This window comes from Photobacterium lutimaris (assembly GCF_003025555.1).
GTDB lineage: Bacteria > Pseudomonadota > Gammaproteobacteria > Enterobacterales > Vibrionaceae > Photobacterium > Photobacterium lutimaris.
The window spans coordinates 66,084-92,502 of record NZ_PYMH01000010.1 but is presented as its reverse complement, the minus strand read 5'-3'; the positions used below and the strand labels follow the sequence as shown (position 1 = coordinate 92,502).

General features: G+C 51.7%; 22 protein-coding genes and 3 tRNA genes. 8 read left to right on the top strand and 17 right to left on the bottom strand.

Features of this window, described 5'->3' with window-relative positions; genetic code table 11:
* Nucleotides 1-14: 14 nt before the first annotated feature.
* Both C9I99_RS18920 and C9I99_RS18915 read right to left on the bottom strand, forming a co-directional pair.
* Complete coding sequence (locus C9I99_RS18920) at nt 15-2,471, bottom strand: ABC transporter permease (RefSeq protein ID WP_107350394.1); 2,457 nt, start codon at nt 2,469-2,471, stop codon at nt 15-17.
* Nucleotides 2,468-3,142: an ABC transporter ATP-binding protein gene (locus tag C9I99_RS18915; protein WP_107350393.1), complete on the bottom strand. Its 675-nt coding sequence runs from the start codon at nt 3,140-3,142 to the stop codon at nt 2,468-2,470. Before C9I99_RS18915 ends, C9I99_RS18920 begins: the two co-directional genes overlap by 4 nt.
* Here C9I99_RS18915 and tesA point away from each other — a divergent pair.
* The 3 genes from tesA to C9I99_RS18900 all read left to right on the top strand — a co-directional run bounded on the left by tesA (nt 3,141) and on the right by C9I99_RS18900 (nt 6,057).
* Complete coding sequence (gene tesA, locus C9I99_RS18910) at nt 3,141-3,740, top strand: multifunctional acyl-CoA thioesterase I/protease I/lysophospholipase L1 (protein ID WP_107350392.1); 600 nt, start codon at nt 3,141-3,143, stop codon at nt 3,738-3,740. The two genes, C9I99_RS18915 and tesA, sit on opposite strands and share 2 nt — an antisense overlap.
* A gap of 46 nt (nt 3,741-3,786) precedes the next feature.
* Nucleotides 3,787-4,623: an SDR family oxidoreductase gene (locus C9I99_RS18905; protein ID WP_107350391.1), complete on the top strand. Its 837-nt coding sequence runs from the start codon at nt 3,787-3,789 to the stop codon at nt 4,621-4,623.
* Nucleotides 4,624-5,202: 579 nt separating this feature from the next.
* On the top strand, nt 5,203-6,057 hold the full coding sequence (locus C9I99_RS18900; RefSeq protein ID WP_107350390.1) for a co-chaperone YbbN: 855 nt from the start codon (nt 5,203-5,205) through the stop codon (nt 6,055-6,057).
* 65 nt (nt 6,058-6,122) lie between these two features.
* Here C9I99_RS18900 and cueR read toward each other — a convergent pair whose 3' ends face one another.
* Nucleotides 6,123-6,515 (bottom strand): Cu(I)-responsive transcriptional regulator, encoded by a 393-nt coding sequence (gene cueR / locus C9I99_RS18895; RefSeq protein WP_107350389.1) that lies wholly within the window; start codon nt 6,513-6,515, stop codon nt 6,123-6,125.
* A gap of 214 nt (nt 6,516-6,729) precedes the next feature.
* Here cueR and C9I99_RS18890 point away from each other — a divergent pair, with 214 nt between their 5' ends.
* Complete coding sequence (locus C9I99_RS18890) at nt 6,730-9,666, top strand: copper-translocating P-type ATPase (protein WP_243734671.1); 2,937 nt, start codon at nt 6,730-6,732, stop codon at nt 9,664-9,666.
* Between the two features lie 181 nt (nt 9,667-9,847).
* Nucleotides 9,848-10,711 carry a TraB/GumN family protein gene (locus tag C9I99_RS18885; RefSeq protein ID WP_107350387.1) on the top strand — a complete coding sequence of 288 codons (864 nt, stop codon included), beginning with the start codon at nt 9,848-9,850 and terminating at the stop codon, nt 10,709-10,711.
* A 523-nt stretch (nt 10,712-11,234) separates the two neighbouring features.
* On the opposite strand, the gene C9I99_RS18875 is transcribed toward C9I99_RS18885, so the two are convergent.
* The 3 genes from C9I99_RS18875 to C9I99_RS18865 all read right to left on the bottom strand — a co-directional run bounded on the left by C9I99_RS18875 (nt 11,235) and on the right by C9I99_RS18865 (nt 11,553).
* A tRNA-Pro gene (locus tag C9I99_RS18875) sits at nt 11,235-11,311 on the bottom strand.
* Nucleotides 11,312-11,355: 44 nt separating this feature from the next.
* Nucleotides 11,356-11,432: transfer RNA gene (locus tag C9I99_RS18870), tRNA-Pro, on the bottom strand.
* Between the two features lie 44 nt (nt 11,433-11,476).
* A tRNA-Pro gene (locus C9I99_RS18865) sits at nt 11,477-11,553 on the bottom strand.
* Between the two features lie 285 nt (nt 11,554-11,838).
* Here C9I99_RS18865 and C9I99_RS18860 point away from each other — a divergent pair.
* A complete protein-coding gene (locus C9I99_RS18860; RefSeq protein WP_107350385.1) occupies nt 11,839-11,979 on the top strand; it encodes a DUF3149 domain-containing protein in 141 nt (46 codons plus the stop codon).
* 195 nt (nt 11,980-12,174) lie between these two features.
* Nucleotides 12,175-12,756 (top strand): DNA endonuclease SmrA, encoded by a 582-nt coding sequence (gene smrA / locus C9I99_RS18855; RefSeq protein ID WP_107350384.1) that lies wholly within the window; start codon nt 12,175-12,177, stop codon nt 12,754-12,756.
* Nucleotides 12,757-12,880: 124 nt separating this feature from the next.
* Here the strand turns inward: smrA and C9I99_RS18850 are convergent, their stop codons facing one another.
* From C9I99_RS18850 to C9I99_RS18830, 5 genes are all read right to left on the bottom strand, one after another.
* Nucleotides 12,881-13,495 carry a LysE family translocator gene (locus C9I99_RS18850; protein WP_107350383.1) on the bottom strand — a complete coding sequence of 205 codons (615 nt, stop codon included), beginning with the start codon at nt 13,493-13,495 and terminating at the stop codon, nt 12,881-12,883.
* A gap of 144 nt (nt 13,496-13,639) precedes the next feature.
* Entirely contained in the window at nt 13,640-14,548 is a 909-nt protein-coding gene (locus tag C9I99_RS18845; protein WP_107350382.1) for a LysR family transcriptional regulator, read from the bottom strand.
* Nucleotides 14,549-14,588: 40 nt separating this feature from the next.
* Nucleotides 14,589-15,065, bottom strand: coding sequence for a Cys-tRNA(Pro) deacylase (ybaK, locus tag C9I99_RS18840; RefSeq protein WP_107350381.1), 477 nt, complete (start codon nt 15,063-15,065; stop codon nt 14,589-14,591).
* Nucleotides 15,066-15,215: 150 nt separating this feature from the next.
* A complete protein-coding gene (ushA, locus tag C9I99_RS18835; RefSeq protein WP_107350380.1) occupies nt 15,216-16,889 on the bottom strand; it encodes a bifunctional UDP-sugar hydrolase/5'-nucleotidase UshA in 1,674 nt (557 codons plus the stop codon).
* Between the two features lie 213 nt (nt 16,890-17,102).
* Nucleotides 17,103-18,464, bottom strand: a complete 1,362-nt coding sequence (locus C9I99_RS18830) for a Na+/H+ antiporter NhaC family protein (RefSeq protein ID WP_107350379.1) — start codon at nt 18,462-18,464, stop codon at nt 17,103-17,105.
* Nucleotides 18,465-18,795: 331 nt separating this feature from the next.
* Here C9I99_RS18830 and C9I99_RS18825 point away from each other — a divergent pair, with 331 nt between their 5' ends.
* Nucleotides 18,796-20,679, top strand: coding sequence for a methyl-accepting chemotaxis protein (locus C9I99_RS18825; RefSeq protein WP_107350378.1), 1,884 nt, complete (start codon nt 18,796-18,798; stop codon nt 20,677-20,679).
* Between the two features lie 74 nt (nt 20,680-20,753).
* On the opposite strand, the gene C9I99_RS18820 is transcribed toward C9I99_RS18825, so the two are convergent.
* The 6 genes from C9I99_RS18820 to prfA all read right to left on the bottom strand — a co-directional run bounded on the left by C9I99_RS18820 (nt 20,754) and on the right by prfA (nt 26,413).
* Nucleotides 20,754-22,010 (bottom strand): SLC5/6 family protein, encoded by a 1,257-nt coding sequence (locus C9I99_RS18820; protein WP_107350377.1) that lies wholly within the window; start codon nt 22,008-22,010, stop codon nt 20,754-20,756.
* A gap of 365 nt (nt 22,011-22,375) precedes the next feature.
* Nucleotides 22,376-23,230, bottom strand: coding sequence for a 3-deoxy-8-phosphooctulonate synthase (kdsA, locus tag C9I99_RS18815; protein WP_107350376.1), 855 nt, complete (start codon nt 23,228-23,230; stop codon nt 22,376-22,378).
* 37 nt (nt 23,231-23,267) lie between these two features.
* Nucleotides 23,268-24,080, bottom strand: a complete 813-nt coding sequence (locus C9I99_RS18810) for a SirB1 family protein (protein ID WP_107350375.1) — start codon at nt 24,078-24,080, stop codon at nt 23,268-23,270.
* A gap of 2 nt (nt 24,081-24,082) precedes the next feature.
* Complete coding sequence (locus tag C9I99_RS18805) at nt 24,083-24,463, bottom strand: SirB2 family protein (RefSeq protein WP_107350374.1); 381 nt, start codon at nt 24,461-24,463, stop codon at nt 24,083-24,085.
* Nucleotides 24,464-24,476: 13 nt separating this feature from the next.
* Nucleotides 24,477-25,325: a peptide chain release factor N(5)-glutamine methyltransferase gene (gene prmC / locus C9I99_RS18800; protein WP_107350373.1), complete on the bottom strand. Its 849-nt coding sequence runs from the start codon at nt 25,323-25,325 to the stop codon at nt 24,477-24,479.
* A complete protein-coding gene (gene prfA / locus C9I99_RS18795) occupies nt 25,325-26,413 on the bottom strand; it encodes a peptide chain release factor 1 (RefSeq protein WP_107350372.1) in 1,089 nt (362 codons plus the stop codon). The genes prmC and prfA overlap by 1 nt, the downstream gene beginning before the upstream one ends.
* Nucleotides 26,414-26,419 lie beyond the last annotated feature (6 nt).

Sequence of the window (26,419 nt, the reverse complement as noted above, 5' to 3'; positions counted from 1 at the left end):
TGCATTCATCACGATCAACCTCGTACCGGTAACAGCAGGCTGTTAATCATCGAGCGGATGATCAACACCACCAATAGCAAAGATAATAAAGGAACGACCATCCACACCCCCGGGTGCCAGCTGACAGGCAGCTCAAAACCCCATTTCACCAGTGCTGCGACCACCGCCTCGGCCCCTGCTGCAGCCATCACACCGGCAAGCAAGGCCATAATACCGTATTCCCCCCATACAGTGGCCGATACCCTTTTGCGGCTGGCGCCCAAGGTTCGATACAAACGTATTTCATCGCGGCGCTGGGCCAAGCTCAAACGCAGCAGAGTCATCACCAGCAGCAAGCCGCTGACTACGCCCAAGCCTGCCAATACCGACAACGACAACGACACTTGCTGCATAATGCCCTGGATCCGGGTGGCCATTGTACGCAAATCGAGCAAGGTTACGGTTGGATAATCCCGCCCGAGCTGGTTAATGACCGCCTGCTGATCAGCCTCGATACGGAAGCTAACTAGCCAGGTGGTAGGCAACTCGGCCATCACATCTGGAGTAAAAATAAAATAGAAGTTGGGCCGCATGTTACGCCACTCGACATCACGGATACTGGTCACCTTGGCACTGAAAGGCTGGCTGTTGACGTTAAAGGCCAGCGCATCACCAACCGTGATCCCCAGTCGTTCGGCAATACCTGATTCAACCGAGACCCCACTTTCCTTGCTCCATTCGCCGGCGATTAATTCGTTGTGAACCGGCATGGCCTCACGCCAGGTAAAATTGAGCTCGCGGCGCAGTGACTCGTCACGCTCTTGGCTGCCTTGCTGGGCCCTTTCCAGCAAATCCTGCTCATTGACATGGGTTATCCGGCCACGGATCACCGGGTAACTATCGGAGCGCATCACCTGCTGCTGATCCAGAACATTCAAATATTGCTGTTGCTGCTCCGGGCTGATATTGAGGGCAAACACATTGGGCGCATCGGCGGGCAAGGTCTGCTGCCAGTCCGCCAACAAATCGGAGCGAAGCAACCAGATCACCGACAGCAACATTAGCGAGCTGGTCAAGGCCGCCAACTGGGCTCCCGTCGCCATCGGACTGCGATTTATTCGGCTTAGCGCTAAGGTAATGGCCGGTCCCCAGCGACCTCGTTTGAGGCCTCGCACAATAATGACACCCAACAAAGCCAACACAACCAAGATCAGTGCCAACCCCAGCAAGGTTAACCACATTAACCCATTACCACCCAACCAAAATAACCCAGCCACCAACGGCAACAGTGCCAGCACATAGCCCTTGTTACTGCTCTGCCAGTTTTCCTGGCGCTGGATCACCGAAATAGCAGGTGCATCGACCAGCCGCAACAGCGGAATCCCCATTCCGGGTATTGCGACCAACAAGGCAACCAACACACTCACGACCAACGGCGTAAAACCGATCCCCGGCAGGGGATCGGGCAAGACATCAACCAGCGGTACCCGCAGCAGGTATTCCAGCAACGCCCCGATGGTTATTCCAGCAACAAGAGCTAACGCAAATAGCATTGCCAACTGGCGCGCAAGCCACTGCCATAGCCACTTGCGGCTGGCACCGAGGCTTTTCATCATCGCCACCACCTCCGTTCGGGTAGAGGCGTAATGCATACAGGTCAGTACCAAGGTCGCCGTCGCCATCAATATCACGAGGATCAGGGTCAAGGAGAGATATTGGCGGGCTTTTTCAATGACATCACCGGTACGCCCCTGCGAGGTTTCGCTTAACCAGCGCTCCCCTGGCTCAAGCTCTATCTGCTGCTGCAACACCTTGAGCTGGCTATCCGCACCGGTGAAATAGGCCCGGTACTGCACCCGGCTCCCGGGCTGGATCGCACCAGTACTCTCCAAATCATCGGCGTGGATCAGCACGGCCGGCATCTGGCTAAACGGGTTAAACGACAGCTCAGGCTCTTGCACAATCGTCCCGCTGACCTTGAGCTCGGCATCACCGATAGCCAATACATCACCGGGTTTGACCTTCAATAAATCAAACAAGCGTTCAGCCAACCACAGCTCGCCGGGCTGGACCTGGTGGTGAGTGTCAGACGGGCTTTGCAATTCAAGCTCGCCCCGCAGCGGAAAGTCACTTTCAACACTTTTAACACTGACCAACTGCATCGCCTCATCACTGAAGGCCATGGTGCCAAAACGAACCTGCTGGGATACCGTCAGCCCGAGCTGCGCTGCCTTCTCCAAGATTGGTGCCTCAACAGGGTTGGCCGAGCGGAACACCAAATCAGCCGCAATCATGGATCGGCCCTGATCAACCATGATCTTCTCCACCCGAACGACCAATGCGGCCAAGGCAAACACACAGGCGATAATTAGGGTCAGGGCAACGGCCACCGGCCACAATTGGCCATGCCACAGCTCACGCCAGCTCCATTTGAGCAGCATCGAACGGTTCGTCGTTGACGTTTCAGATTGAAGTTCAGTGATTTCTGTCATGCCGCTACCAAGCTCCCACTTTCCAGCACCAAGGTCCGATCACAGCGTTGCGCCAGTTGCGGATCATGGGTCACCAGCACCAAGGTTGTACCGTGATCGCGGTTAAGGGCAAACAACAATTCAATAATGGTGGCGGCAGTATGTTGGTCGAGGTTACCGGTTGGCTCATCGGCAAACAGGACTCGAGGCCGGGTCATAAACGCCCTCGCCAGCGCAACCCGCTGCTGCTCACCACCGGATAACTGTGCCGGTAAATGCACTTCCCGCCCGGCCAACCCGACTTTCTCGAGAAGCTCACGCGCCCGCCCTTCATCGGCTTCTTCGCCTTTGATAATGGCGGGCAGCATCACGTTTTCAAGGGCCGATAGAGACGGGATTAACAAAAAGCTCTGGAACACAAAGCCAATACTGTCGCTGCGCAGTGCTGCACGCGCCTCATCATCCATCGCAGCCAATGACTTGCCCAATAGCTCGATGCTACCTTGGCTCGGGATATCAAGACCGGCCAACAAAGTCATCAGGGTGGACTTTCCGGCCCCAGACACACCAACCAAGGCAATTGCCTCGCCTTGCTCGACCTCGAGCGAAACATCCTGCAAAATGGTGAGTGACGATGATGCGGTCGTCACCTGCTTGGACACTGATACAGCTTTAATCACGGATGTAGACATGATGCGATTCCTTTCAATCATTTTTGTTCTTGCTTTCACTCAGCATGCCTTTGCGGCAACCTTAGTCGTTCTCGGTGACAGCCTCAGCGCCGGATACCAAATGCAGGCAGAGCAGAGTTGGCCAAGCCTGTTGGATACTGAGCTTGAAAAATATGGCCACGACGTCACCGTCATCAACGCCAGTATTTCCGGTGATACCACTGGCAATGGGATGGCTCGACTTCCCCGCCTGCTGGAACAGCACCACCCCGACTTTGTCTTGATTGAGCTGGGTGCCAACGACGGACTCAGAGGATTTCCTCCTACAACTATACGCAATAATCTCGGTGAGATGATCACTCAGATCGAGCAAGCAGGGGCATATCCGCTTCTTATGCAAATATTTGTACCGCCAAATTACGGCAAACGCTATAGCGATCAATTTGCAAAAGTGTATCAAGATATCAGCAGCCAACTGGACATCCCGCTGCTGCCTTTTTTCCTCGAGCACATTATTCTCAAGCAGGAGTGGATGATGGACGACGGCTTACATCCCAAACCCGACGCCCAACCCTGGATTGCCGAGTTCATGGCCAAAGAAATTGTCCCACACCTATAACAAGCACCACTCACCACAGATCCGTTTGACAAGGATACTCCCGACTATGCCTAGCAACACACTCCGTATTCTGATCACCGGCTGCAGCAGCGGCATTGGCTACCATTGCGCAAAATCACTTCACCAACAAGGCTATCAGGTGGTTGCCAGTTGTCGCCGGCAAAGCGATGTCGATAGATTAAAAGAGGAAGGCTTGCACTGTGTACTGATGGACATGGATGACGAAGCCTCCATTGAGCAAGGGTTTAGCGATATGCTTGCCATCACTGGCGGTACACTGGATGTATTATTCAATAACGCGGCCTACGGCCAACCCGGCGCCCTTGAAGATCTGCCAACCCACGCCCTGCGTCAACAGTTTGAAAGCAACCTGTTCGGATGGCACCACCTAACACGATTAGCAATTCCGGTAATGCTGGCCCAAGGTAGCGGTAAGATCGTCCAGAACAGTTCTGTTTTGGGCCTTGTCGCCATGAAATACCGAGGCGCCTACAATGCCAGCAAATTCGCCCTTGAGGGATATACCGATACCCTGCGCTTAGAGTTGGCCAATACACCAATTAAAGTCAGCTTGATTGAACCCGGTCCTATTGAGAGCCAATTCAGGGCCAATGCCAAGGCAAAGTTCGAGCAATATATCGACATGGCGGACTCCCGCCACCAGGCCCGTTACCAGAACACCCTTAACCGGCTTGGCACGTCATCACCATCGAGCAAATTCACCCTCGGCCCAGAGGCGGTACTCAAGCCGTTACTTACCATTATGTCGGCTGCAGAGCCGAAAGCCCGATACTATGTTACCCAACCGACATACATTTTCGGCTTCTTACGCCGTATTTTACCGACTCGGCTGCTGGATTCGATGTTAATAAAAAGTGATTAATACACTGAATCCCCCTACAGCCCAACGATGGCGCTGAATAATGAGGTTCAATAAACACACAATATACTTAGCGACTTACAACTAACTGAGATCAAAAAAGCACCACTGGGGAAATTCAAACCTTAGAAAACACTGAATAGCCCGGCGGAAGTAAGATTTCCGCCAATAAAAGCAAGAAATGTAATATTTGTGTCACACAGTGCGGTTAACATTATCATGTAAATTGAAGGTTACTCCCTACAGGCCTTCAACTTCCCTAGTAACCGTTCCGATACAGATAAAGAAGAAAGGTGTGACGATGACATTACGCCAAATAAATATCCTTTGTGTGTGTGTGACACTCGCATTGCTGTTAACGTTTCAATAAAAATGGAGAGCGAGGCTCTCCATTTTTATTTGATCCTGTTTCATTGGCCTCAGGCTCACGATCTCAAGCTCCACCCACGTTAATTGTGCCCCAGCCCGTTCCATCTCACGGCTCCACCTTGAAAATTCACGTCTTCCCCCCCATAACTAGTTCAACGAAGAAATTTATGGCCTACGCGCTTTTTCAGAAGTCCAGGGAGTGAAGATAAACCCATGTATGACCAACTAGCCATCGAACTGAATGAACAAAATCTTCAACAGGTGATCGAGCAATCGATGCAAACCCCTGTCGTGATCAGTTTTTGGGCTCCATCTATGCCTGAAACAGCCGAAGTTAATCAAATTTTGGAAAAGCTGGCAGCGTCTTACCAAGGCCAAGTCACCCTTGCTACCCTTAACTGCGAAGCGCAGCCAATGGTTGCAGGCCAGTTTGGTGTACGTAGCCTACCAACCGTCGCTGTGTTTAAAAATGGCCAGCCTGTTGATGGCGCTGCAGGCCCGCAAACCGAGCAAAGCCTTGCCGAGATACTAGCCAAGCATCTGCCAAGTAGGGAAGAGCTTGCCCTCAAGTCAGCCTTGGAACAAGTCGATAACCAGCAATACAACGAAGCCTTGCCGGTACTGCGTGAACTGGCAGCCAAGTTTGCTCAAAACAGTGTGATCAATTTGGCGATAGCCGAATGCCTGCTTGGCACCTCACAGTTTGATGAGGCAGAAACCTTGCTTGCTACCATCCCGATGCAAGATCAAGATGCCAAGTACAAGGGCCTGATGGCGAAACTGGAATTGCACCAGCAAGCCAGCGACTCTCCGGCGATCCGCCAGCTAGAAGAAGAACTGGCCGCTGAACCTGACAACCGAGATATCGCCTTTGAACTGGCAGTACAATATAGTCAGGTTGAACGCGCAGAAGAAGCCCTAGAATTGCTCATCAAGTTGCTTCGCAAAGACATAAACTTTGCCGATGGTGCAGCGAAGAAGAGCATGATGGATATCCTCGCCGCCCTTGGTCAAGGCAATGCGGTAGCCAGCAAATACCGCCGTCAGCTTTACTCCCTGCTTTACTAAGTCTGTAGGGACCGTTCGCAATAAATAATAACAAGGCAGGGAGCTCCCTGCCTTTTGGCATTTTCTTACCCGTTGCGGCATAAACCTTCAATAATTGGGCAGCTCGCCCCCTCGTCTCCCGGACACTGCTTAGTCAGCGTCTCCAAAGTCTGCTTCATCTCCAACAGCTCTTTGATTTTCTGGTCAATCTCGATCAGCTTTTGCTCGGCTTTGGCTTTGACGTCAGCACTGCGCCGCTGTGGATCACGGGAGAACGCCAATAACTCACGGCCTTCATCCAGGGTAAACCCCACCAAGCGCGAGCGCCGGATCAAATGCAGCTCATCGATATGTTTGGCGCTGTACTGACGATAACCATTGGTTGCCCTGCCCGGGGGGGAAATAATGCCTTTATCTTCGTAAAAGCGGATGGTCTTGGTGGTCAGTCCGGTTTGTTGGGCCACTTCACTGATATTCATACTCAACCTGACAGTTAATGGAAGGTTATGCGTATTAGTATTCGCGGTCTTAGAGCGAGTGACAAGCTGATTTTTACTTTTCTTGATAAAACTCAAAATGTATTGACCTTCCAGTTGATGGAAGCTTTAAGATTGGCTTAAGTGAATAAAACTGTATCACCAGTAAGGCTTCAATATGGTCGAGTTAACCCTGCCGCTGAGAAAGGTGCGTTGTATGAACTGCGCCAATAAAATCAAATCAGCCCTCACTGAACTACCGGGCATTGAGTCCGTTGATGTCAACACAGAGCATGCGATCTTACAGGGGACATTTGTCCCAGAAGCCGCAATTGCAATCATTACCGAGCTTGGATATGAAGCTGGTTATCAGTATCAGCTGCCGCTCGCTGGCCTGTCATGCTGCAAATGTGTCCGCAAGGTCAAGGATGCACTGGACAGCCATCCCGAGATCTTTTCTGCAGATGTCAGCAAAACTGAGCTTAGCGCAACCGGTAGCCTACCGGAGCCGCAATTAATCGAGTTAATAGAATCACTCGGCTTCAGCGTGCCGCAAGCCGAAGCAGAGCAGCCAGCCTCCCGCCACTATGAGCTGTCCTTGTCAGGACTGAGCTGCGGAAAGTGTGTCGCCAAAGTGGAGAACTTGCTTGAGCAGCACCCTGATGTAACAGAGTTTACGGTCAGTAAAACCCATGCCAGTATGCAGACAACACTGGATCAAGACGCGGCCATCACTTTGATAGAGTCAGCCGGTTTTGGCGCATCCCCTGTGGCAGAAAAGGCAAACGCTAGCGAATTGCTTGCGGATAATGCAGTGGCTGTTCAGGCGTCAGGCAAGGCCCCCGAGCGCAGCCATACCACGACTCGCAAACCACAAGATGGCGTGACCTCGCAGCAATTCATCCTATCGGGGATGACCTGTGCCAGCTGTGTCAGCTCGGTTGAGAAGGCCATTATCAGTGTCGACGGAGTCATATCCACCAGCGTCAACCTGGCCGAAAGAACGGCCTTGGTGAGCGGCCGTGCAGATAGCCACCGGATCATCCAGGCCATTGAGGATGCAGGCTACCAAGCTGAACTGTCTGAGGATGAACTAACGCGTCGCCAGCGCCAGCAAACCCAGAACGAACAGGTTTACCGCCAGCATATCAAGAATGCCTATATTGCGTTGGCTGTCGGTGGCCCGCTCATGGCGTGGGGGGTATTTGGCGGCAGCATGATGATAACCTCCCAAGCAGACCAATTAGGCTGGGGAGCCATTGGCCTTATCACCCTATTACTGCTTGCGACTGTCGGTAAGCACTTCTTTACCAATGCATGGAAAGCCTTCAAGCACCACCGTGCAACCATGGATACCCTGGTTGCCCTTGGCACCGGGGCTGCGTGGCTCTATTCGATGTTGGTTGTACTGGTACCTGACTGGTTGCCGATGCAGGCCCGCCATGTGTATTTCGAAGCCTCGGCAATGATTTTGGGGTTGATCACCTTAGGCCACGCCTTAGAAGCGCGTGCTCGCAGCCGGACCTCCAAAGCGCTTGAACAGCTAATGGATTTGCAGCCGCAGACCGCCATCATCGTAGACAATGGCGAAGAGCGGGAAGTGCCCCTTGCCGATGTCCATACCGGGATGGTCCTGCGTCTCCATCCCGGCGCCAAGGTGCCGGTCGATGGCACTATCCTTGAGGGACAAAGCTATATTGATGAGTCGATGCTGACCGGTGAACCAATCCCGGCCAACAAAAAAGCAGGCGACACCCTCCATGCAGGCACAATCAACCAGCACGGTAGCCTACTGTTTACGGCGGAAAGAATAGGCCGAGACACTATGCTGGCAAGGATCATTGACCTGGTCCGCCAAGCGCAGAGCAGCAAGCCTGCACTGGCACGGCTAGCCGACTCCATTTCCGCTATTTTCGTGCCTGCAGTCATGATCATCGCTATTGTCACGGCTATGCTCTGGTACTACTTCGGGCCTGACCCCTCATCTGTCTATATGCTGGTGACCGCGACGACCGTGCTGATCATCGCCTGCCCTTGTGCGCTGGGTCTTGCGACCCCGATGTCGGTCACAGTGGGCGTCGGCCGCGCCGCTGAATACGGGGTATTGATCCGTAATGCCGAAGCGCTGCAAATTGCAGCCGATATCGATACCGTGGTGCTGGATAAAACCGGCACCCTGACCGAAGGTAAGCCTGCGCTCGTTGACAGCGAGTGCTACAACGGCTTTAACAAGGGGCAACTGCTCACACTGGCAGCCAGTCTTGAGCAGGGCTCTGAGCATCCCCTCGCAACCGCTATCGTCAACGCCGCGAAGGCAGACGCGCTCAACCTTGAGCCACAGCAACACTTCCTGGCCCAACCAGGCTTTGGCATCAGCGGTGAAGTCTTGGGCCATAGCGTACAGCTGGGTAACCAAAAACTCATGGCCCTACACCAGATAGATCTCTTACCGGCACAACAAGCCGCGTTGCATGCCAGCGAGCAAGGTGCGACACCGATTTATGTGGCTGTCGACGGCCAACTGGCTGGCTTGCTCGCCGTTAGCGATCCGATCCGCCATGACTCGGTGGCTGCGATCAAAAGAATGAAGAGGATGGGCCTTGAGGTCATTATGCTCACCGGTGACATTCCAGCGACAGCCAATGCCATCGCCAAGCAGGCCGGTATCGAGCATGTCATAGCCGGAGTGCTGCCCGATGGCAAGGCCAGCGAAGTGGAAAAAATCCAGCAGCAAGGCAAACGAATTGCCATGGTCGGTGACGGCATCAATGATGCCCCAGCCTTGGCCCAAGCCGATATCGGTATCGCAATGGGCAGCGGTAGTGATGTCGCCATCGAGAGTGCCCAGCTCACTCTGGTGCGCCACTCTCTGCATGGTGTACCCGATGCATTGCAGCTCTCTAAAGCAACGCTCCGCAATATGAAGCAGAACCTGTTCGGTGCCTTTGTATACAACACGCTGGGCATTCCGGTGGCAGCAGGGATCCTATTCCCGTTCACAGGTGCCTTGCTCAGCCCGGTCGTAGCCGGAGCCGCGATGGCCTTGTCTTCCATTACGGTTGTCAGCAATGCCAACCGGTTACGGTTGTTCAAGCCTGATAGCAAATACAAACAAGCTACCCAGCCCCATTCACAACCAAAGACGGAGCGTTAACATGGTCGCTATTATCGGTATCCTCGCCATTGCCTTTATTGTCTGGTGGTTCTGGCTCCAGCCAAAAAAGTAGACATATATCCCCAAGTGCCTTGAAATTACTTGGAGATAGACCTATCCGGCCCTGTCATGAGCTGATATAACAAACAGATCACTGGTTATATCAGCTCACAGGATCACTATGCTGAAATCGCTCTTCACCCGCACAGCGTTACTACTGCCTTTCATCACTACCAGCGTTGTTGCCGAGCCGCTGGTTTGGCAGGCCGAAAATGCCAACCGACAATTTATCATCCTCGGCTCAATCCATGCCGGTAAAGATAACTTCTACCCTTTGCCAGCAGCATTTACTGACCATTGGGACAATGCCGATGCCCTCGTCGTTGAGGCCAACATCCTCAAACCTAGCTCGGCACAGCTCAACCCTGCAATCGCAACAACGGCCCAGATGTTGACAGACAGCGAAAGACAGTCGCTTGCAGCCACCGCTAAGCAAGCTGGCATATCGTCCTCACCACTGCTCACCTCGCCGCCTTGGCTGGCCGCTATCAGCCTGCAGATGAAGATGGCCGAGCAAGCCGGACTCAGTCCGGATAGAGGGATTGATATCACCTTGCTTAAACGCGCCCAGGCCAAGCAGATGCCTATCCTAGAGCTGGAAAGCATCGAGCAACAACTGCGCTTGATGGAGCAACTCGATGATCACGGTAAAGATCTTCTGATGACCACGATCAATGAGTGGGAAGAGATGACCAAGCAGTTATCTTGCCTGATCAGCGCCTGGCAGGCTGGTGACCAACAACAACTTGTGAGCTTATTTGAAGATAGCCAGTACACCGACCAAACCGACGCAGCCCTGATCAACGATCGCAACCACGACTGGGCGACACAGCTAACCGGCGATCCGGCGTATCAGCGCGGTAAGTTCTTGATTGTGGTCGGTGCCATGCACCTACTAGGGGAAGAGGGACTGCCAACACTACTCAAACAGCAAGGCTTTTCAATCAAACAGCTGAGCCAAAGCGAGCAGGTATCTTGCGGTTAGAAGCTATACCCAACAGCCAGAGGTGCGCGACCAAGCTGCATTATTCACCGATGAGGCTGTTTACCGATATGGGTACGCCAGAAATACAAAAAGCCCCAACTGCGCGTCCCGGTCTTTCTAACGGGGCTTTCAATAGTGGTCGGTGAAGAGGCCAAGACAAGGAAACAGGGAACCCCCGACCAAAATCGCAATATAATGCTCCGCCATACCCAACAGCCAGAGATGCGCGACCAAGCTGCATTATTCACCGATGAGGCTGTTTACCGATATGGGTACGCCAGAAATGAAAAAAGCCCCAACTGCGCGTCCCGGTCTTTCTAACGGGGCTTTCAATAGTGGTCGATGAAGAGGCCAAGACAAGGAAACAGGGAACCCCCGACCAAAATCGCAATATAATGCTCCACCATACCCAACAGCCAGAGATGCGCGACCAAGCTGCATTATTCACCGATGAGGCTGTTTACCGATATGGGTACGCCAGAAATGAAAAAAGCCCCGTCATTTCTGACGAGGCTTTCAATAGTGGTCGGTGAAGAGGGATTCGAACCCCCGACCCTCTGGTCCCAAACCAGATGCGCTACCAAGCTGCGCTATTCACCGACGATAAATAATGGCGGTATAAAATTGCCACTATTTTTAAATAGTGGTCGGTGAAGAGGGATTCGAACCCCCGACCCTCTGGTCCCAAACCAGATGCGCTACCAAGCTGCGCTATTCACCGACGATAAATAATGGCGATATAAAATTGCCACTATTTTTAAATAGTGGTCGGTGAAGAGGGATTCGAACCCCCGACCCTCTGGTCCCAAACCAGATGCGCTACCAAGCTGCGCTATTCACCGACAAGTACAAATAAAAAGTCTTGTAAACTCTCTACTTGAATCAGCTTCGTTGCTGAGGTGGGTTATATTACTCAGCAAAAGATTTTACGCAAGTAGAAAAACACATTTTTAAAAAAAACCACTATCAACTGCTCACAGAACTACCAACCCTGGCGAAAAAGTGATCGCAACCACAGCGACAAACACAAACTTAACACAACCTGTAAACCCTTGATCCAGATCATCACAGCATTTTTGCTACATTGTTTATCTTATGACCATTATTCCGCGTCCAAAGGAATGCACATGGATTTTTGGTTGGATCTCCTCTTTGGCAATGCCGTAGGCCTGTCGTCAATGATCGTTATCTTTGTCACGCTGGGATTAATGCTATTTTTTGGCGGTTACTTTGTTTACAAAGTACTGTCTGCACCCTCTCCTCACTAGAGCCATTTCGCAATGTCATCTGCTTGCGCCAGGGTCCAACTTGTCGGTTTTGGCCCTGGATTTATTTTCTCCTATCCGTCTTTCTCATCCATCACCTCACCTGTAACATATTGCAATCCATAGCAACTGAAGCCACTTGGGTATCGCAGTGGCTGGGTATATAATCGAGTTATATGTCTTCAACCCACGAACACCATGTCTGAAAACGATGAATTAGATCTCTTCCGAGAGATGATGGCTGATGTCGCTCCTATCAAGCAAGACAAAGTCGAAGTCGCCCATAAACACCAAGTCACCGAAGCCCACCTCGCAAGGCGTCTTGCGGCACAGACCTTGTCTGACAGCGACCCTGAATACCTTTCTTTAGACTACGCAAAAATGGTCAAGCCTGACGATATGTTGGAATTTAAGCGTGATGGTGTTCAAGAAGGCGTATTCCGCAAGCTTCGACTGGGTAAATACGATATCAATGCCCGACTGGATTTACACCGCAAGACCCTGAAAGAAGCGCGTGATGAAGTACTCAACTTTCTTCGCCAGTGCCAAAGAATGGATATCCGTACTGTGATGATTGTTCACGGTAAGGGAGAGAAGTCCAACCCACCGGCCCTGATGAAAAGTTATGTGGCCACCTGGCTTGAACAAATATCTGATGTGATGTGCTTCCACTCGGCCTTGCGCCAGCATGGTGGTAACGGTGCGGTCTATGTCATGCTGAAAAAAAGCGCTGAGCGCAAGCAGGAAAACCGTGAGCGTCACAGCAAGCGACAGAGTTAAACGCAAGATACACCTCGTCCAACGATAAAAAGGAGCCTAAGCTCCTTTTTATCGTTCTACTCCCCATCTGGATAAGTAGTTGATCAAGTATTGATGTAGATTGGTAAAATATATCGCTTCTACACTAGGCCTGAATAACAACTCGCATCGCCAGCAGGATCAGTACGACTCCTGATAATCTGTCGATAAGTTGCGCTTTGGTGCGAAGCTTTTCCAGCACCTTAGGGTTCGACAATACAAAGGCAATAAGGGTGTACCACAGGCCATCCACCAGCAGAGGTGTAGCGACAATAATCGCCCGGCTGCTCAATTCCGTCCCTACCGCGACAAATTGACTAAATAACGCGAGGAAGAACAGAGCCAACTTGGGATTGAGCAATGAAATCATCGCCCCATCGCGAGCGGCTTCAACCAAGCTTGTTGATTGGCCCGCAGCCAGTTTCGCAGCCACCCCGCCTTTTGAGCGCAAAGCATTTACCCCTAGGTAAGCTAAGTAGCCTGCCCCCGCATAAGTGATAACACTAAACAGCGTCGGTGACTGCTTAAGTACCACCGCTAGACCCAGCAAGGTCACCAGTGCATAAACGCCAACACCCGCAGCGTGTGCCCAGGACGTCACTACTCCATGCAGGCGACCTCCCGCCAAGCTGTGCTTGGCAACAACAGCCAAACTCGGGCCCGGTGACATTGCACCTAACATGCATACCATAAGTAACGAAAGCCAAATACTGAGTGTCATTATTGTTTTCCTGTCGGTTACTGTGTTTCCTTGATATCACACACTTTAACAACGACATGTCATGCGAGGAAATCAAAAGAAATCATCATCGTTATGATTTCAGGTAATAGTCATACACTAAGATAGATAACCACGCCCTAAGCGCTAAATCGAATACATCGAGCCTTTCATCACCATCAGTACTTGCTCGCGGAACCAGCGGTGGGCAGGGTCGCTATCATAACGGGGATGCCAAACCAGCCAATAACTATATTCAGGCTTGGGGATCGGCAGGGCTTTATAGGTAATATCAAACCAAGCCTGCATATTACGGGCTATGTGCTCGGGCAACACCATTAACATATCGGTGCGTACTAAGGTTTGAAAGGCTGCACTGAAGAAAGGTACAGAAAACTGAACATCTCGATGTAACCCCTGCGCTTTGAGTTCCCGCTCGACAAAACTATCTTTATCCCCACCCGCCGAAACCCGCATATGTGGGTAACCAGCAAGATATGCCAATGACAGCTCTGGTTCATTGGCCAGAGGATGTTGCCCACGCATCACGCATACCGGAAAATCCGATCCAATACGAGCTCCGCACAGCCCTTCAGGAACTTTCGGCAGCATGGTCGATACCAACTGGATATCCAAATCAGCTAAATTAGATAAGTACTCCGGTGACCACAAACGGTAGCTAATATTCACCTGCGGCGCCTGCTGCTGCACCCGTTCAACAATTTCAGGCAGGATATATTGGGCAACATAGTCAGAGGAGGCCAAGATCATCGGCCCAGTCCAGTGCTGAGGTGAGAATGCTGGTTCTTCAAGTAACCCTTGGCAGCTGGCAAGGATTTTGTCGACCTTGTCCTTCAGTTGTAGCGCCTTGGGAGTAGGCAACAAGCGGTTGCCTTCTCTTATCAGCAAAGGGTCACCGAACAACTCACGTAGCTGAGTCAGCTGGCGACTGACGGCTGACTGGGTCACGCACAGGCGCTCAGCCGTGCGGCTAACATGATATTCATCCAGCAGCACCTGCAAGGTTCGCAGTAAATTCAAGTTCAGACTCTGCATTGCCAGCCTTTCATTTTAGAGATATGAGTATTTGGTCCGATTACAGTTTTGCCAACGGGGCAAACTGTCCGCCCGTCAGTGCGAGCAAATCACTGGGAGCCAATTCGATTTCCAGTCCCCGCCGTCCGGCACTGACACAGATGGTTTCGTACTGCTGGGCCGAGGCATCAAGAAAGGTCGGTAGACGTTTTTTTTGCCCCAGCGGGCTGATCCCGCCGACAATGTATCCGGTCGTCTTTTCCGCTATCTGGGGATCGGCCATATCGGCCTTCTTGGCACCAGCCGCCTTCGCTGCCGCTTTCAAGTCGAGCAAACCCGCGACGGGCACAATCGCAACCGCCAGTTTTTTCGGGTCGCCGTTAAGTGCAAAAAGCAAGGTTTTGAATACCTGGTTCGGATCCTGACCCAAAACGTCTGCGGCTTCCAGACCAAAGTTGGTATTGGCCGGATCGTGCTTGTACTGATGGATGGTATGGGGGATTTTCTTTTTCTTGGCGAGGTTGATAGCAGGTGTCATAGCCGCTCCGGTTCCAATTCCATTTCCAACTAAAGGCAGTCACTATAGCCCAATGCCGTTGTTGCCAAAAGAAAAAGAAGCGTTGTTGTGCAGGCACAAAAAAGCCCTGCATCCGCAGGGCTTCACTTTTTCAGCTCAAACTAAGCCAAATTAACGGTAAACCATCTCCCCTTTTGGTGCGAATGCATTCACATCAATCGGGCTGTTTGTCTGCAGGAATTCCTTCAGCACTTCTGCATCCACAAAACCGGTGTTTACATAGCCTAAGTGATCGGTAAGCTTAGGATAACCATCACCACCCGCCGCATTGAAACTCGGCACCGTGAAGCGGTATGTTTCAGTCAGGCTCAGCGGTTTACCACCGATCGACACATTGCTGACCTTACCATTGGCAACCTTCATTGAAATACCGTAGAACTGGGCATAGGCGCCTGAGTCAACCGGCTTGGTGGCGACCACGTTAAGGTAGTCCATCACTTCGCTACCCAACATGTCGGTATAGGTAACAATGTTGCCGAACGGCTGAACAGTCAGCACATCCTTATAGGTGATGTCGCCAGCGGCAATCGAGTCACGCACACCGCCAGAGTTCATCACCGCAAAGTCCGCCTTGGCGCGCTGCATGTGAGAAGCCGCAATCAAACGTCCCAAGTTAGTCTGCTGAAAACGAACCACATTACGGTCGCCTTCAAGCTTACCGTTAGATTCGGCGATCTTGATATTGAGCTGATCCTGCCCACGCTCCTGGAATGGTTGTAGGAATGCTTTTACTTCAACGTCCTGGGCAATTTCATCCTGAATAAAGACACGCTTTTTAGACCCATCAGCCAACTTCACTTTCTTCTTGAGGTTAACTGGGATCAAATCATAGCTAACCATCTGTAGCTCGCCATTCTGGAACTCAAAATCAGCGCGGCCGACATATTTACCCCACTCGTGGGCCTGGACAATCCACGTCCCATTTTGCTGATCTGGCTGGCACTCAGCCCCCGGATTAAAGTTCTTGTTGTACATGTTAGGCCCTTCCATGCACACCGGCTCTTGGGAGTGACCACCAACAATCATATCCAGCTCGCCAGCTGGCAAGTAACGTGCAAGCGCAACATCACCCGGCGCGTTAATGCCGTTGTTCCCATTGGCGTAGTGGCCCATATGGGTTGCTGCAATGATCACATCCGGATTCTCGGTTTCCTTCAGCTCTGCGATCACCTTTTGCGCTTCTGCTTTAGGGTCGCGGAAATCAACGCCACCGATATATTCTGGGTTACCGATTTTTGCAGTATCTTCGGTGGTCAGGCCAACGACCGCGATCTTAATGCCTTGCTGCTCGAAGATCTGGTAAGGCTGGAACAGGCGCTCACCGGTTTCCTTGCCGTAAATGTTAGCAGACAGCATCGGGAATTCCGCCCACTCTTCCTGCTTGCGCAGTACTTCCAGTGGATTATCAAACTCGTGGTTGCCCAGTGCCATTGCATCGTAACCCAGCATATTCATGCCTTTGAAGTCCGGCTCGGCATCCTGTAAATCAGATTCTGGTACACCCGTGTTAATATCGCCCCCAGAAAGCAACAGCGTAGTACCGCCTTCAGCCGCCACTTCTGCTCGGATCTGATCCAGTAGCGTCTTACGTGCCGCCATACCGTACTCACCGTTGGCGTTATGCCAAAAACGACCATGGTGATCGTTGGTATGGAGAATAGTGATCTTGTACGTTTGATCAGCCTGCCAAGCTGGCGCTATTGTTTCAGATTGACTCGCACAGCCTGTCAGTGAGGCCAGAATAGCAGCCGTTAGCGCTGCCTTGGTGAAAAAGCGTTCCTTCATGGGGGGTCACCTTAATCTCGTTATATGATTGATTTGACAGCGTCAGTTTAAGTTATTTGCTGCACGCTGTTATGTGGTTTTCATCAATCTGTTGACCAGATCACTATACAAGCATCGCAATGTCATAACGCAAGGGTAACAAGCAAAAAAAAGCCTCACTGGCGTGAGGCTTCTGATACTATTTTGGGTTTTCCTAACCTAGCTGACCGCCTATCAAGCAATCGCTGGCTTACGCGCTGGATGCTTGAAGAAAACCGCAGCAACCGCGGCAAAAGCGAGGAAGAAACAGTAATAAGAGTGGCTCACCACTTCTAGCGGCGATAGGCCAAACACCGAGCCTAGCAACAGCGCCTGTGCGCCGTATGGCAAAACACCCTGCACCACACACGAAAAGATATCGAGCAAACTTGCCGAACGACGCGGCGTTACACCATTTTCTTCAGCCAACTCGCGCGCTACCCCGCCAGAGACGATAATCGCCACGGTATTGTTCGCAGTACAGCAGTTGGTTAGTCCCACCAGCCCGGCAATACCCAGTTCGCTGGCTCGCAAGTTCTGTGCTTTAGAGTGCTGCTTGCTAAAGACACGGATCACCTTACTGATCAGCTGGGTTAAGAAGGCCAAACCACCCTGGCGACGCATCAGCTCACCCATACCACCGATAAGCATCGACAATAGGAAGATTTCCTGCATATTGCCAAAACCAGCGTAGATATCTTGGCCATAAGCTGACAGGCCATAGCCAGAGGTCGCAAACAAACCAATTCCGCCCGCCAGCATAATACCGATACTCAGTACGACAAAGACGTTCAAGCCCGACACCGCCAATACCAAGATGGTGATGTACGGCAGCACTTTCAGCCACTCAACATCGGTTGTAGCGGGTACTTCCGTCGGCGTACTGCTGAACATAAACAGCAAGATCGCAGCGATAGCGGCTGGCAGTGCAATACGGATGTTCTCGCGGAACTTATCTTTCATCTGGCAACCCTGCGAACGGGTCGAGGCAATGGTGGTATCCGAAATAATCGAAAGGTTATCACCGAACATCGCACCGCTCAGCACCACACCGGCAGTCAGTGCCACATCCATACCTGCGGTTTGGGCAATACCCAACGCAACCGGTGCAACCGCAGCAATGGTCCCCATCGAGGTTCCCATCGCTGTCGCGATAAAGGCTGAAATCACAAAGATACCCGGCAGGATCATGCTCGCTGGCAGCATTGAAAGGCCAAGGTTTACCGTGGCATCGACACCGCCGGTCGCCTTCGCGACAGAAGCAAACGCTCCAGCCAAAAGGTAAATCATACACATAGCAATGATATCGCTATGACCTACCCCGCGCAGGAACTGTTCAATCGCCTTGTTGAGCTTTTCCTTGCTTAGCAAGATTGCCGCAATGACAGCAGGCAGCGCGGCTACCGGGGCTGGCAGTTGGTAAAAGGCAAAATCCACACCTTGCAAGGTCAGATACGTACCGACACCAATGAACAAGGCCAAGAAGATCCCCAAAGGGAGTAATGCCAACGCTGAAGGGGTTGGCTCAATAGAGTTGTGTTGTGTTGTGTTCGACATGATGACTACAGGACATCTATTTTAGAAATTGCGCTTAGACTAAGTGTTGTTAATGGCCGCGTCAACATCTAGACGTCTAAACATCTAAAAAAATCACTAATAGCAAAATAGTAAACCTATTAGGTATCAATGTAACAATGCGCATATTACCACCCGATAAACCGACAATTTATTGACGCATTAAAAGGTATATTCGCCAACCATAAGTCACAAAAAATCATCAATTTGGAAAATATCCGACCAAGGCTACTTTTCCGTGCAACAGGCAATAAATCGCTATAGAATTCGCCACGCAAACACCTTCCCACCCTCTGTTATTGAGATAAAGACAATGACGCTAACCTTGAAACAGAAACTCATCGGTGCCAGCCTTTTTGCTGTTGTGATTATGGCCACAGCATTGACTTGGCTTGCTGCCGACCAACTTTTTGACCAGACCCGTCAGGGCATTTACGCCCGTGCCGAGAGTATCGCCCATGCAGCCAATGAAGGAATTGGCGACTGGGTGCAAATCCGCCGTGATATTGCCCGTTCGTTCAATGATTACACCACAGAAGAAAACATGGTGCCGTATCTTCAGCTAGCCCGAAAAGCTGGCGGATTCGATGACATCTTTTTCGGTACACCGGCCGGAGAGATGTTCCGCTCCCACCCAGAGCGTAACCGTGCCGACTACGATCCCCGTACCCGCCCGTGGTATGGCGATGCAGTCAGTGCCAACCGCCAGATTGTGACCACCGCCTATCGTGACGCCATTACTGATGCGTTGCTGATCACCATTGCCGAACCGGTACGAAAAAACGGTCGCCTACAGGGCGTCGTCGGTGCCGATGTATTGATCGACCAGCTGGTAAGTGATGTGATCAACTTGGATGTCGGCAAAAATGCCTACGCCATGCTGATCAACAAACAAGACAACACCTTTCTTGCCCATCCTGACGAGTCTTTTATCCTCCAGCCAATCAATCGTTTCAGCAGCGAGCTCAACATGGCGCTTATTGACGATGCCGCCCGTAGCGGTAGCATTGAAATAGCGACAATCAAAGGTAAAGAGAAACTGTTCTACTTTGCACCGGTACCGGGTACCGACTGGGTACTGGGTCTGGAAATGGATCGTGAGACCGAAGAAGCCAGCCACACCTCTCTGCTTCGCCAGCTGATTATTGCCTCTATCGTGATCACCCTGATTGTCGTTGCGATTTCCGCCACTCTCGTCGGCTACCTGTTCCGCGACTTGGCACGAGTCTCTGAGGCACTGGCTGAGATTGCGACAGGTGAAGGTGACCTAACCCAGCGCCTAGAGCCGCGCAGCAATGATGAGGTGGGCCAGCTTGCCCATAACTTCAACCGCTTCGTCGGCAACATGCATGCGATGGTTATCAAGCTTAACGATGTATCCAACTCGCTGACCCAACAGGCGCACATTACCGCCTCGCAGGCGGAAGAACGCAGCACCCGTATCCAGCACCAGCAAGACGAAATCAATATGGTAGCGACAGCCATCAATGAAATGGCTGCAGCAACCCAGGAAATTGCCGGTAACGCCGACAACACGGCGCGTACTGCTGGTGAGACAGTGAATGTCTCTGATCACGGTGCGACCCAGGTGGGTCAGAGCCAGCACTCCATCACCAGCCTTGCCACCGAGGTCGATACGGCCACCGGTGTGATCGGCGAGCTGAATACCCATGCCCAGAGCATCAATACGATTCTATCGACTATTCAGGGTATTGCCGAGCAAACCAACCTGCTGGCACTGAATGCTGCCATTGAGGCCGCTCGCGCCGGTGAACAAGGACGGGGCTTTGCCGTCGTAGCGGATGAAGTACGGGTACTGAGTCAACGCACGCATGCGTCGACGCAGGAAATCCAGCAGATGATCGAAACCTTGCAGCAAACTACTGGCAAGGCGGTCGGGATCATGGAAGACAGCCGCAAGCTGGCAGAAACCAGTGTTGATGATGCCAACTCGGCATCGGCTAGCCTGTCGCAGATCAATAGCGCAGTGACCAATATCAATGATATGGCAACTCAAATTGCCTCGGCGGCAGAGGAGCAGTCATCAGTGACATCGGAAATCACCCGCAACACCGAAGGGATCCGCGATGTCTCCAACGAACTGGCGGTAGAAGCCAGCGAGGCTGCCAAGCAAGCCGCTGAGCTGTCGGAGCTGTCCTTCCAGCTCCAGCAGGAAATCAGCCGCTTCAAGCTCTAGGATCTAGACGCTGAAATAAAAAAGGCTTGCCATCTGGCAAGCCTTTTTCCATTTCAGGCCCCGACAATTCAGGACTAAATCAACTTGAAAACAATCGCTGAGACTGCCAACAGCCCCATCAACAAAATAAAGATTGTACTGAACCTGCCGCGATATGCTTTCAACGCATCCACCTTATAGACCGCCAGCATTGGCATCACAAACAAGATCATGGCAATGACAGGTCCAGACAACGCCTCCATCATGCCCAAGATACTTGGGTTCATGATCGCCGCAAACCAAATTGCGACAAACATAAAGGCAATCCCCAGCTTGTCTAGCTTGGCCGGAGCCATTTGGCTTTGCTTTTGCAACATACCGTTCAGACTCTCACGAGCCCCCATGAAATGCCCCAGGAAGGATGATGATATTGCGATAAAGGCAATCAACGGGCCAAGGGAAACAATAAAAGGACTATGGTGAACATTCGCTAGGTATGACAGAACAGAGACATTTTGCGCTTTCGCTTCTTGCAATTGCTCTGGGCTCAAGCTCAGAACACAAGAAAACACAAAGAAAAGGACAAACGAAATCAGCATCACCGAGGTACGCTTGAGGATTTGTTCTGATTTTGGCACCGCCTGCTGGCCATAATGGCGGCGTTGGGCATTCGCAAAACTGGAAATGGCTGCCGCATGGCTGAACGCAAAGACGGTCACGGGGATAGCTAGCCAGACCGTTATGGAAAAGCTGCCCCATTGCGGTATTGCTAACGAGGTTGGCATTTGCCAATTGGGGACCAAGTATAACGACAGGCCAGCCAATATTGCAGCTAATGGATATACAATCAGCTCAAAGGCTTTCAGCATCACTTTTTCACCGGCCATCATAATGGCAATCATGCCAAACACCAGCCCCCCAGACAGCAGCACCCGAGAAGGTTCGTCCGCTCCGAGTTGATTCACAATGAAACTGTTGACCGTATTCGTCAGTCCCACACCGTAGATCAACAAAATAGGGAAAATCGACAAGAAATACAGTATTGAAATTAGACGACCGGCACTTGTACCAAAATGCTCTTCAACCACATCGGTAAAATCCGCATTTGTTTTTGACGAGGACAGCACGAAACGCGCAAGCCCGCGATGGGCGAGAAACGTCATCGGGCCGGCAAGCAACGCCATGATCACCAACGACCAGAAACCGCCAGCTCCAATATTGATCGGTAAAAATAAAATACCAGCCCCCACTGCAGTACCGAATAAACTGAGCATCCAGCTCGTATCGTGTTTATTCCAATGGGAAACCTCCCCCTTGACATGGCTCAGAGGTATATCTTGAGATAATGACACGTAACACCCTACAGTTGCAAAATTTTACTCGGCGCAGAGTATACCTGTACAAAATAAAACACTCACAGCCAGACTGGCAAACATCTCACTCTATTTCGCGCCCACCATTAGCGACAAAGTCTTTCATTACCTCCACACACCCCCAATGACACTAAATAACGCAATGGATAAAGATTAATCCTCTGAATTTTAGCGATTTCATTTTTTTATCATAAGGTACAAACTGGGTGGTGACAGGCTGGTGAAGTGCAAGGCAAATTTAGTCTTATTCCCCGCAGGGCCAGCCCCGCGAAGTCAATAACAATAAAAAAAACGGCCCGGCAGAAAACCTGCCGGGCCGTTTCTAATCAGAACAAACAACCGCGTTATTTGATATCGATATCTTCGAAGCCTTTGACCAGATCATCAAGCTGCTTCAGCTGGCTCAGGAACGGTTCAAGCTTATCCAACGGGAACGCTGACGGACCATCACAACGCGCTTGATCCGGTGTCGGGTGCGCTTCCATGAACAAGCCTGCGATCTTCGTTGCCAGGCCAGAGCGGGCCAAGTCAACCGTCTGCTCACGACGACCACCAGAAGCGGCACCGCCTGGATCGCGGCACTGCAGGGCGTGCGTCACATCAAAGATAATCGGGCTACCGTTAGAGGCTTTCTTCATCACGTCAAAACCCAGCATATCAACAACCAGGTTGTCATAGCCGTGCAGTACACCGCGCTCACACAGGATAATATTTTCGTTGTCGCACTCAGCGAACTTCTCAACGATGTTACCGACTTGGCCTGGGCTCATAAACTGAGGTTTTTTCACATTGATCACAGCGCCGGTTTTAGCCATCACCTGAACCAAATCAGTCTGACGCGCCAAGAAGGCTGGAAGCTGGATCACATCAACCACATCGGCAACAGGCTGGGCCTGGTACTGCTCGTGGATATCCGTGATAATTTTCACGCCAAAGGTATCTTTCAGCTCTTGGAAAATCTTCAATCCTTCTTCCATACCCGGACCACGGTAGGAATGCACAGAAGAACGGTTTGCCTTGTCGAAAGAAGCCTTGAAGACATAAGGAATGCCTAGCTTGTCTGTCACTTCAACGTACTTTTCACAGATCTGCATCGCCAGATCACGTGATTCCAGTACGTTCATACCGCCGAATAGGACAAACGGCTTATCATTGGCAACATCAATATCACCAACGCGAACAACTTTCTGTTCCATCATCTTCTCTCTTAATTGTTGAACCTATGCCCGGCAAGGATCAATGCAGGGTCAACGGCTCTTTGTTGAGTTCTTTGACCTGAATTTTCAGCAGCTCTGCTGCTGGGTCTTCAGGGCATTGCTCGATAAAATATTCGTAATCCGACACCGCAGCGTGGCTGCATTCCAGTTGCTGGTAAATATAGCCGCGATCACGGATTTCGTGCGGATCCCCCGGACGGAAGGCACCGAGAGCCACATCACTGCAGCGCAACGCTTCGGCAAACAGCCCCTCGCGTAGCAGAGCACTTTTCATCACGGTTAACCAGCGAGCCAAAATATCGCCATTCTCGGCCGTGGCGAAGTATTCACTGCGCAGCTCGCTAAAGGGTCCCTTGTGCCCTTTCAGCCAAGCAGCCATCATATGCTTGCTCAGGTACTCACCATCAAACGGGTTAATGTACTGAGGCTCACTGCCATACCACTCGACCTTCAGGACAAACTGGGTAGGAAAACACACGGCACTTACCGGCAAGTCCAGACGATGCGCCAGGAAAAGGAACAGGGCACCTAGGGTGACCGGGATCCCTTTCTTACGCTCGAGCACCTTGTCGAGAAACACGTTGTCTGATGAAAAATACTGCTCGTGATCGCCAATAAAGCCCCACTCGCGGTAAAACAGTCGTAACAGGCCTTCAAGACGTAAATAACTGTCCGGCTCATCCATCAAGGCATGCTCCGCCTCTTGGGCAAGACGTGCCAGTTGGATACTGACCCAGCCTGCGGGGAAGTGCGGATCGACCGCTTCTGTCATCGCAACCGCACCATCCACCAGCGGCATCTGCTCCAGTTCTTGTTCGGTAAAGCGTAACATGGTTATCCTAGGAAAGAGGTTTTGGTCATTGCAATCTTGGCAGCGGCCATTAGCCAGCCCAGCGAGCCGAAAAAGGCAAAGGTCTTGAAGACCTTGTTAGAGCCCATTTTCAGGGTGAAGTAGCCAAGTGCAATATAAGCTAAGACACAACTGATCTTTTGCGTCATCCAGCCACCAGCTTCGGTAAACGGCACGAAACCAGTAATGAAAATCAACGTCACCCCAGTCAGCAACAACACCGTGTCCACGACATGCGGGGTGATTTTAAGGAACTTTTTCTCGTTCAGGGTGGAGTTGGCCATCATCAAGCAGTAACGCAAGATAAACAGTGTCACGCTCAAAGCGATAGCCAGCATATGTAGGTGTTTCACAGCGGTATACATAGTTATTATCTCTCTATCCTTGCCAGCAGCCCATGGTTACACGGTCCAGACCTGCATAGTCCTGCGCTGTCGATACCTGCAGGTATCCCAGCACCTCTAAAATTTCACGTACAGCCGCACCTTGCTCGTAGCCGTGCTCCATCAGCAACCAGCCACCGCTTTCCAGGTGTTGGCGGCCCTGCTCACTGATCACCTGGATATCGGCCAAGCCGTGATCTTCGGCCACCAAGGCACTCTTGGGCTCAAAGCGGACATCCCCCTGCTCAAGATGCGGGTCTTCCCCATCAATATATGGCGGGTTACTGACAATCACCGCGAAGCGTTCTTGTTCGGTCAGTGGGCTGTACCAGCTGCCTGAAAGGAAACGAGCATTGGCAATGTGCAGGTTAGCGCGGTTTTCCTCGGCCAGTGCTGCCGCTTCCGGACGCAGGTCGATACCAGTAACCACAATGTCACGCCGCTCTGAGGCCAGCGCCAAGGCAATGGCACCGGTTCCCGTCCCTAAGTCCAACACATCACAAGCGCCAGCTGGCAACTTCTCCAGTGCCAACTCGACTAACCTTTCGGTATCAGGACGCGGGATCAAGGTATGGGGTGCAACTTTCAAGGGCAACGACCAGAACTCACGCTCGCCGACAATATAGGCGACCGGCTCCCCGGTCAGGCGTCTGGCCATGACCGCCTCAAACGCAGCCAGTTGGGCGGCATCTAATTCTTTTTCAGGCCAGGTAAGCAAATAGCTGCGTGGCTTATCAAGCACATGGCACAGCAATACGGCGGCATCGATATGCGGGCTGTCAGAGCCCGCATCCATCAATGTCTTCATCGCCTGCTTGAGCTGGCCGTCTATCGACACGGTCATTAGTTTTGCTCAGCCATTGCTGCTAGCTGATCGGCCTGGTGCTCTTGCAGTACGGGCTGGATCAGGCTGTTCATGTCCCCTTCCATCACTTCGTTCAGACGGTAGATGGTCAGGTTGATACGGTGGTCAGATACACGACCCTGCGGGTAGTTGTAGGTACGGATACGGTCAGAACGGTCGCCCGAGCCCAGTAGGTTGCGGCGGGTGCTCGCTTCTTCAGCATGGCGCTTCTCTTCCTCGGCCTTGATAATACGGGCCGCCAGCACTGACATTGCCTTGGCTTTGTTCTTGTGCTGGGAACGCTCATCCTGACACTCGACAACAATACCGGTCGGCAAGTGAGTAATACGGATAGCAGAATCGGTGGTGTTAACGTGCTGACCACCGGCACCAGACGCACGGAAGGTATCGATTTTCAAATCGCCGGTATTGATTTCAGGGATTTCCGCTTCAGGGATTTCCGGCAGGATCGCAACCGTACAGGCTGAAGTATGGACACGGCCCTGAGATTCCGTCGCAGGCACACGCTGAACACGGTGACCACCTGATTCAAACTTCATCGTACCGTATACGGCTTCGCCACTGATTTTAGCGATCATTTCCTTATAACCACCTTGCTCAGAAGCGTTGGCACTCATCACTTCGATGCGCCAGCCGCGTGATTCAGCGAATTTGCTGTACATACGGAATAGATCACCGGCAAAGATACCAGCCTCATCACCACCAGCACCGGCACGGATTTCAACAAAGCAGTTACGTTCATCGTTTGGATCTTTAGGGATCAGCAGAACCTGAAGTTCGTCTTCAAGGCGGATGATTTCCGCTTTGGCTTCCTTGACCTCCTCTTGCGCCATCTCGCGCATTTCCGGATCGTCTTCGTTGGCCATCTCTTCAGCAGTTTCCAAATCTTCTTTGGCTTGCTGGTAAGCCTGGAAGCACTTGGTGACTTCCTCCAGCTGTGAATATTCACGGGAAAGCGCACGGAACTTGTCCTGATTACCAATGACCTCTGGATCACTGAGCAAATGCTGGACTTCTTCATAACGCTCAACCAGCGTTTCTAATTTCACTAAAATTGAAGGTTTCATATAGAT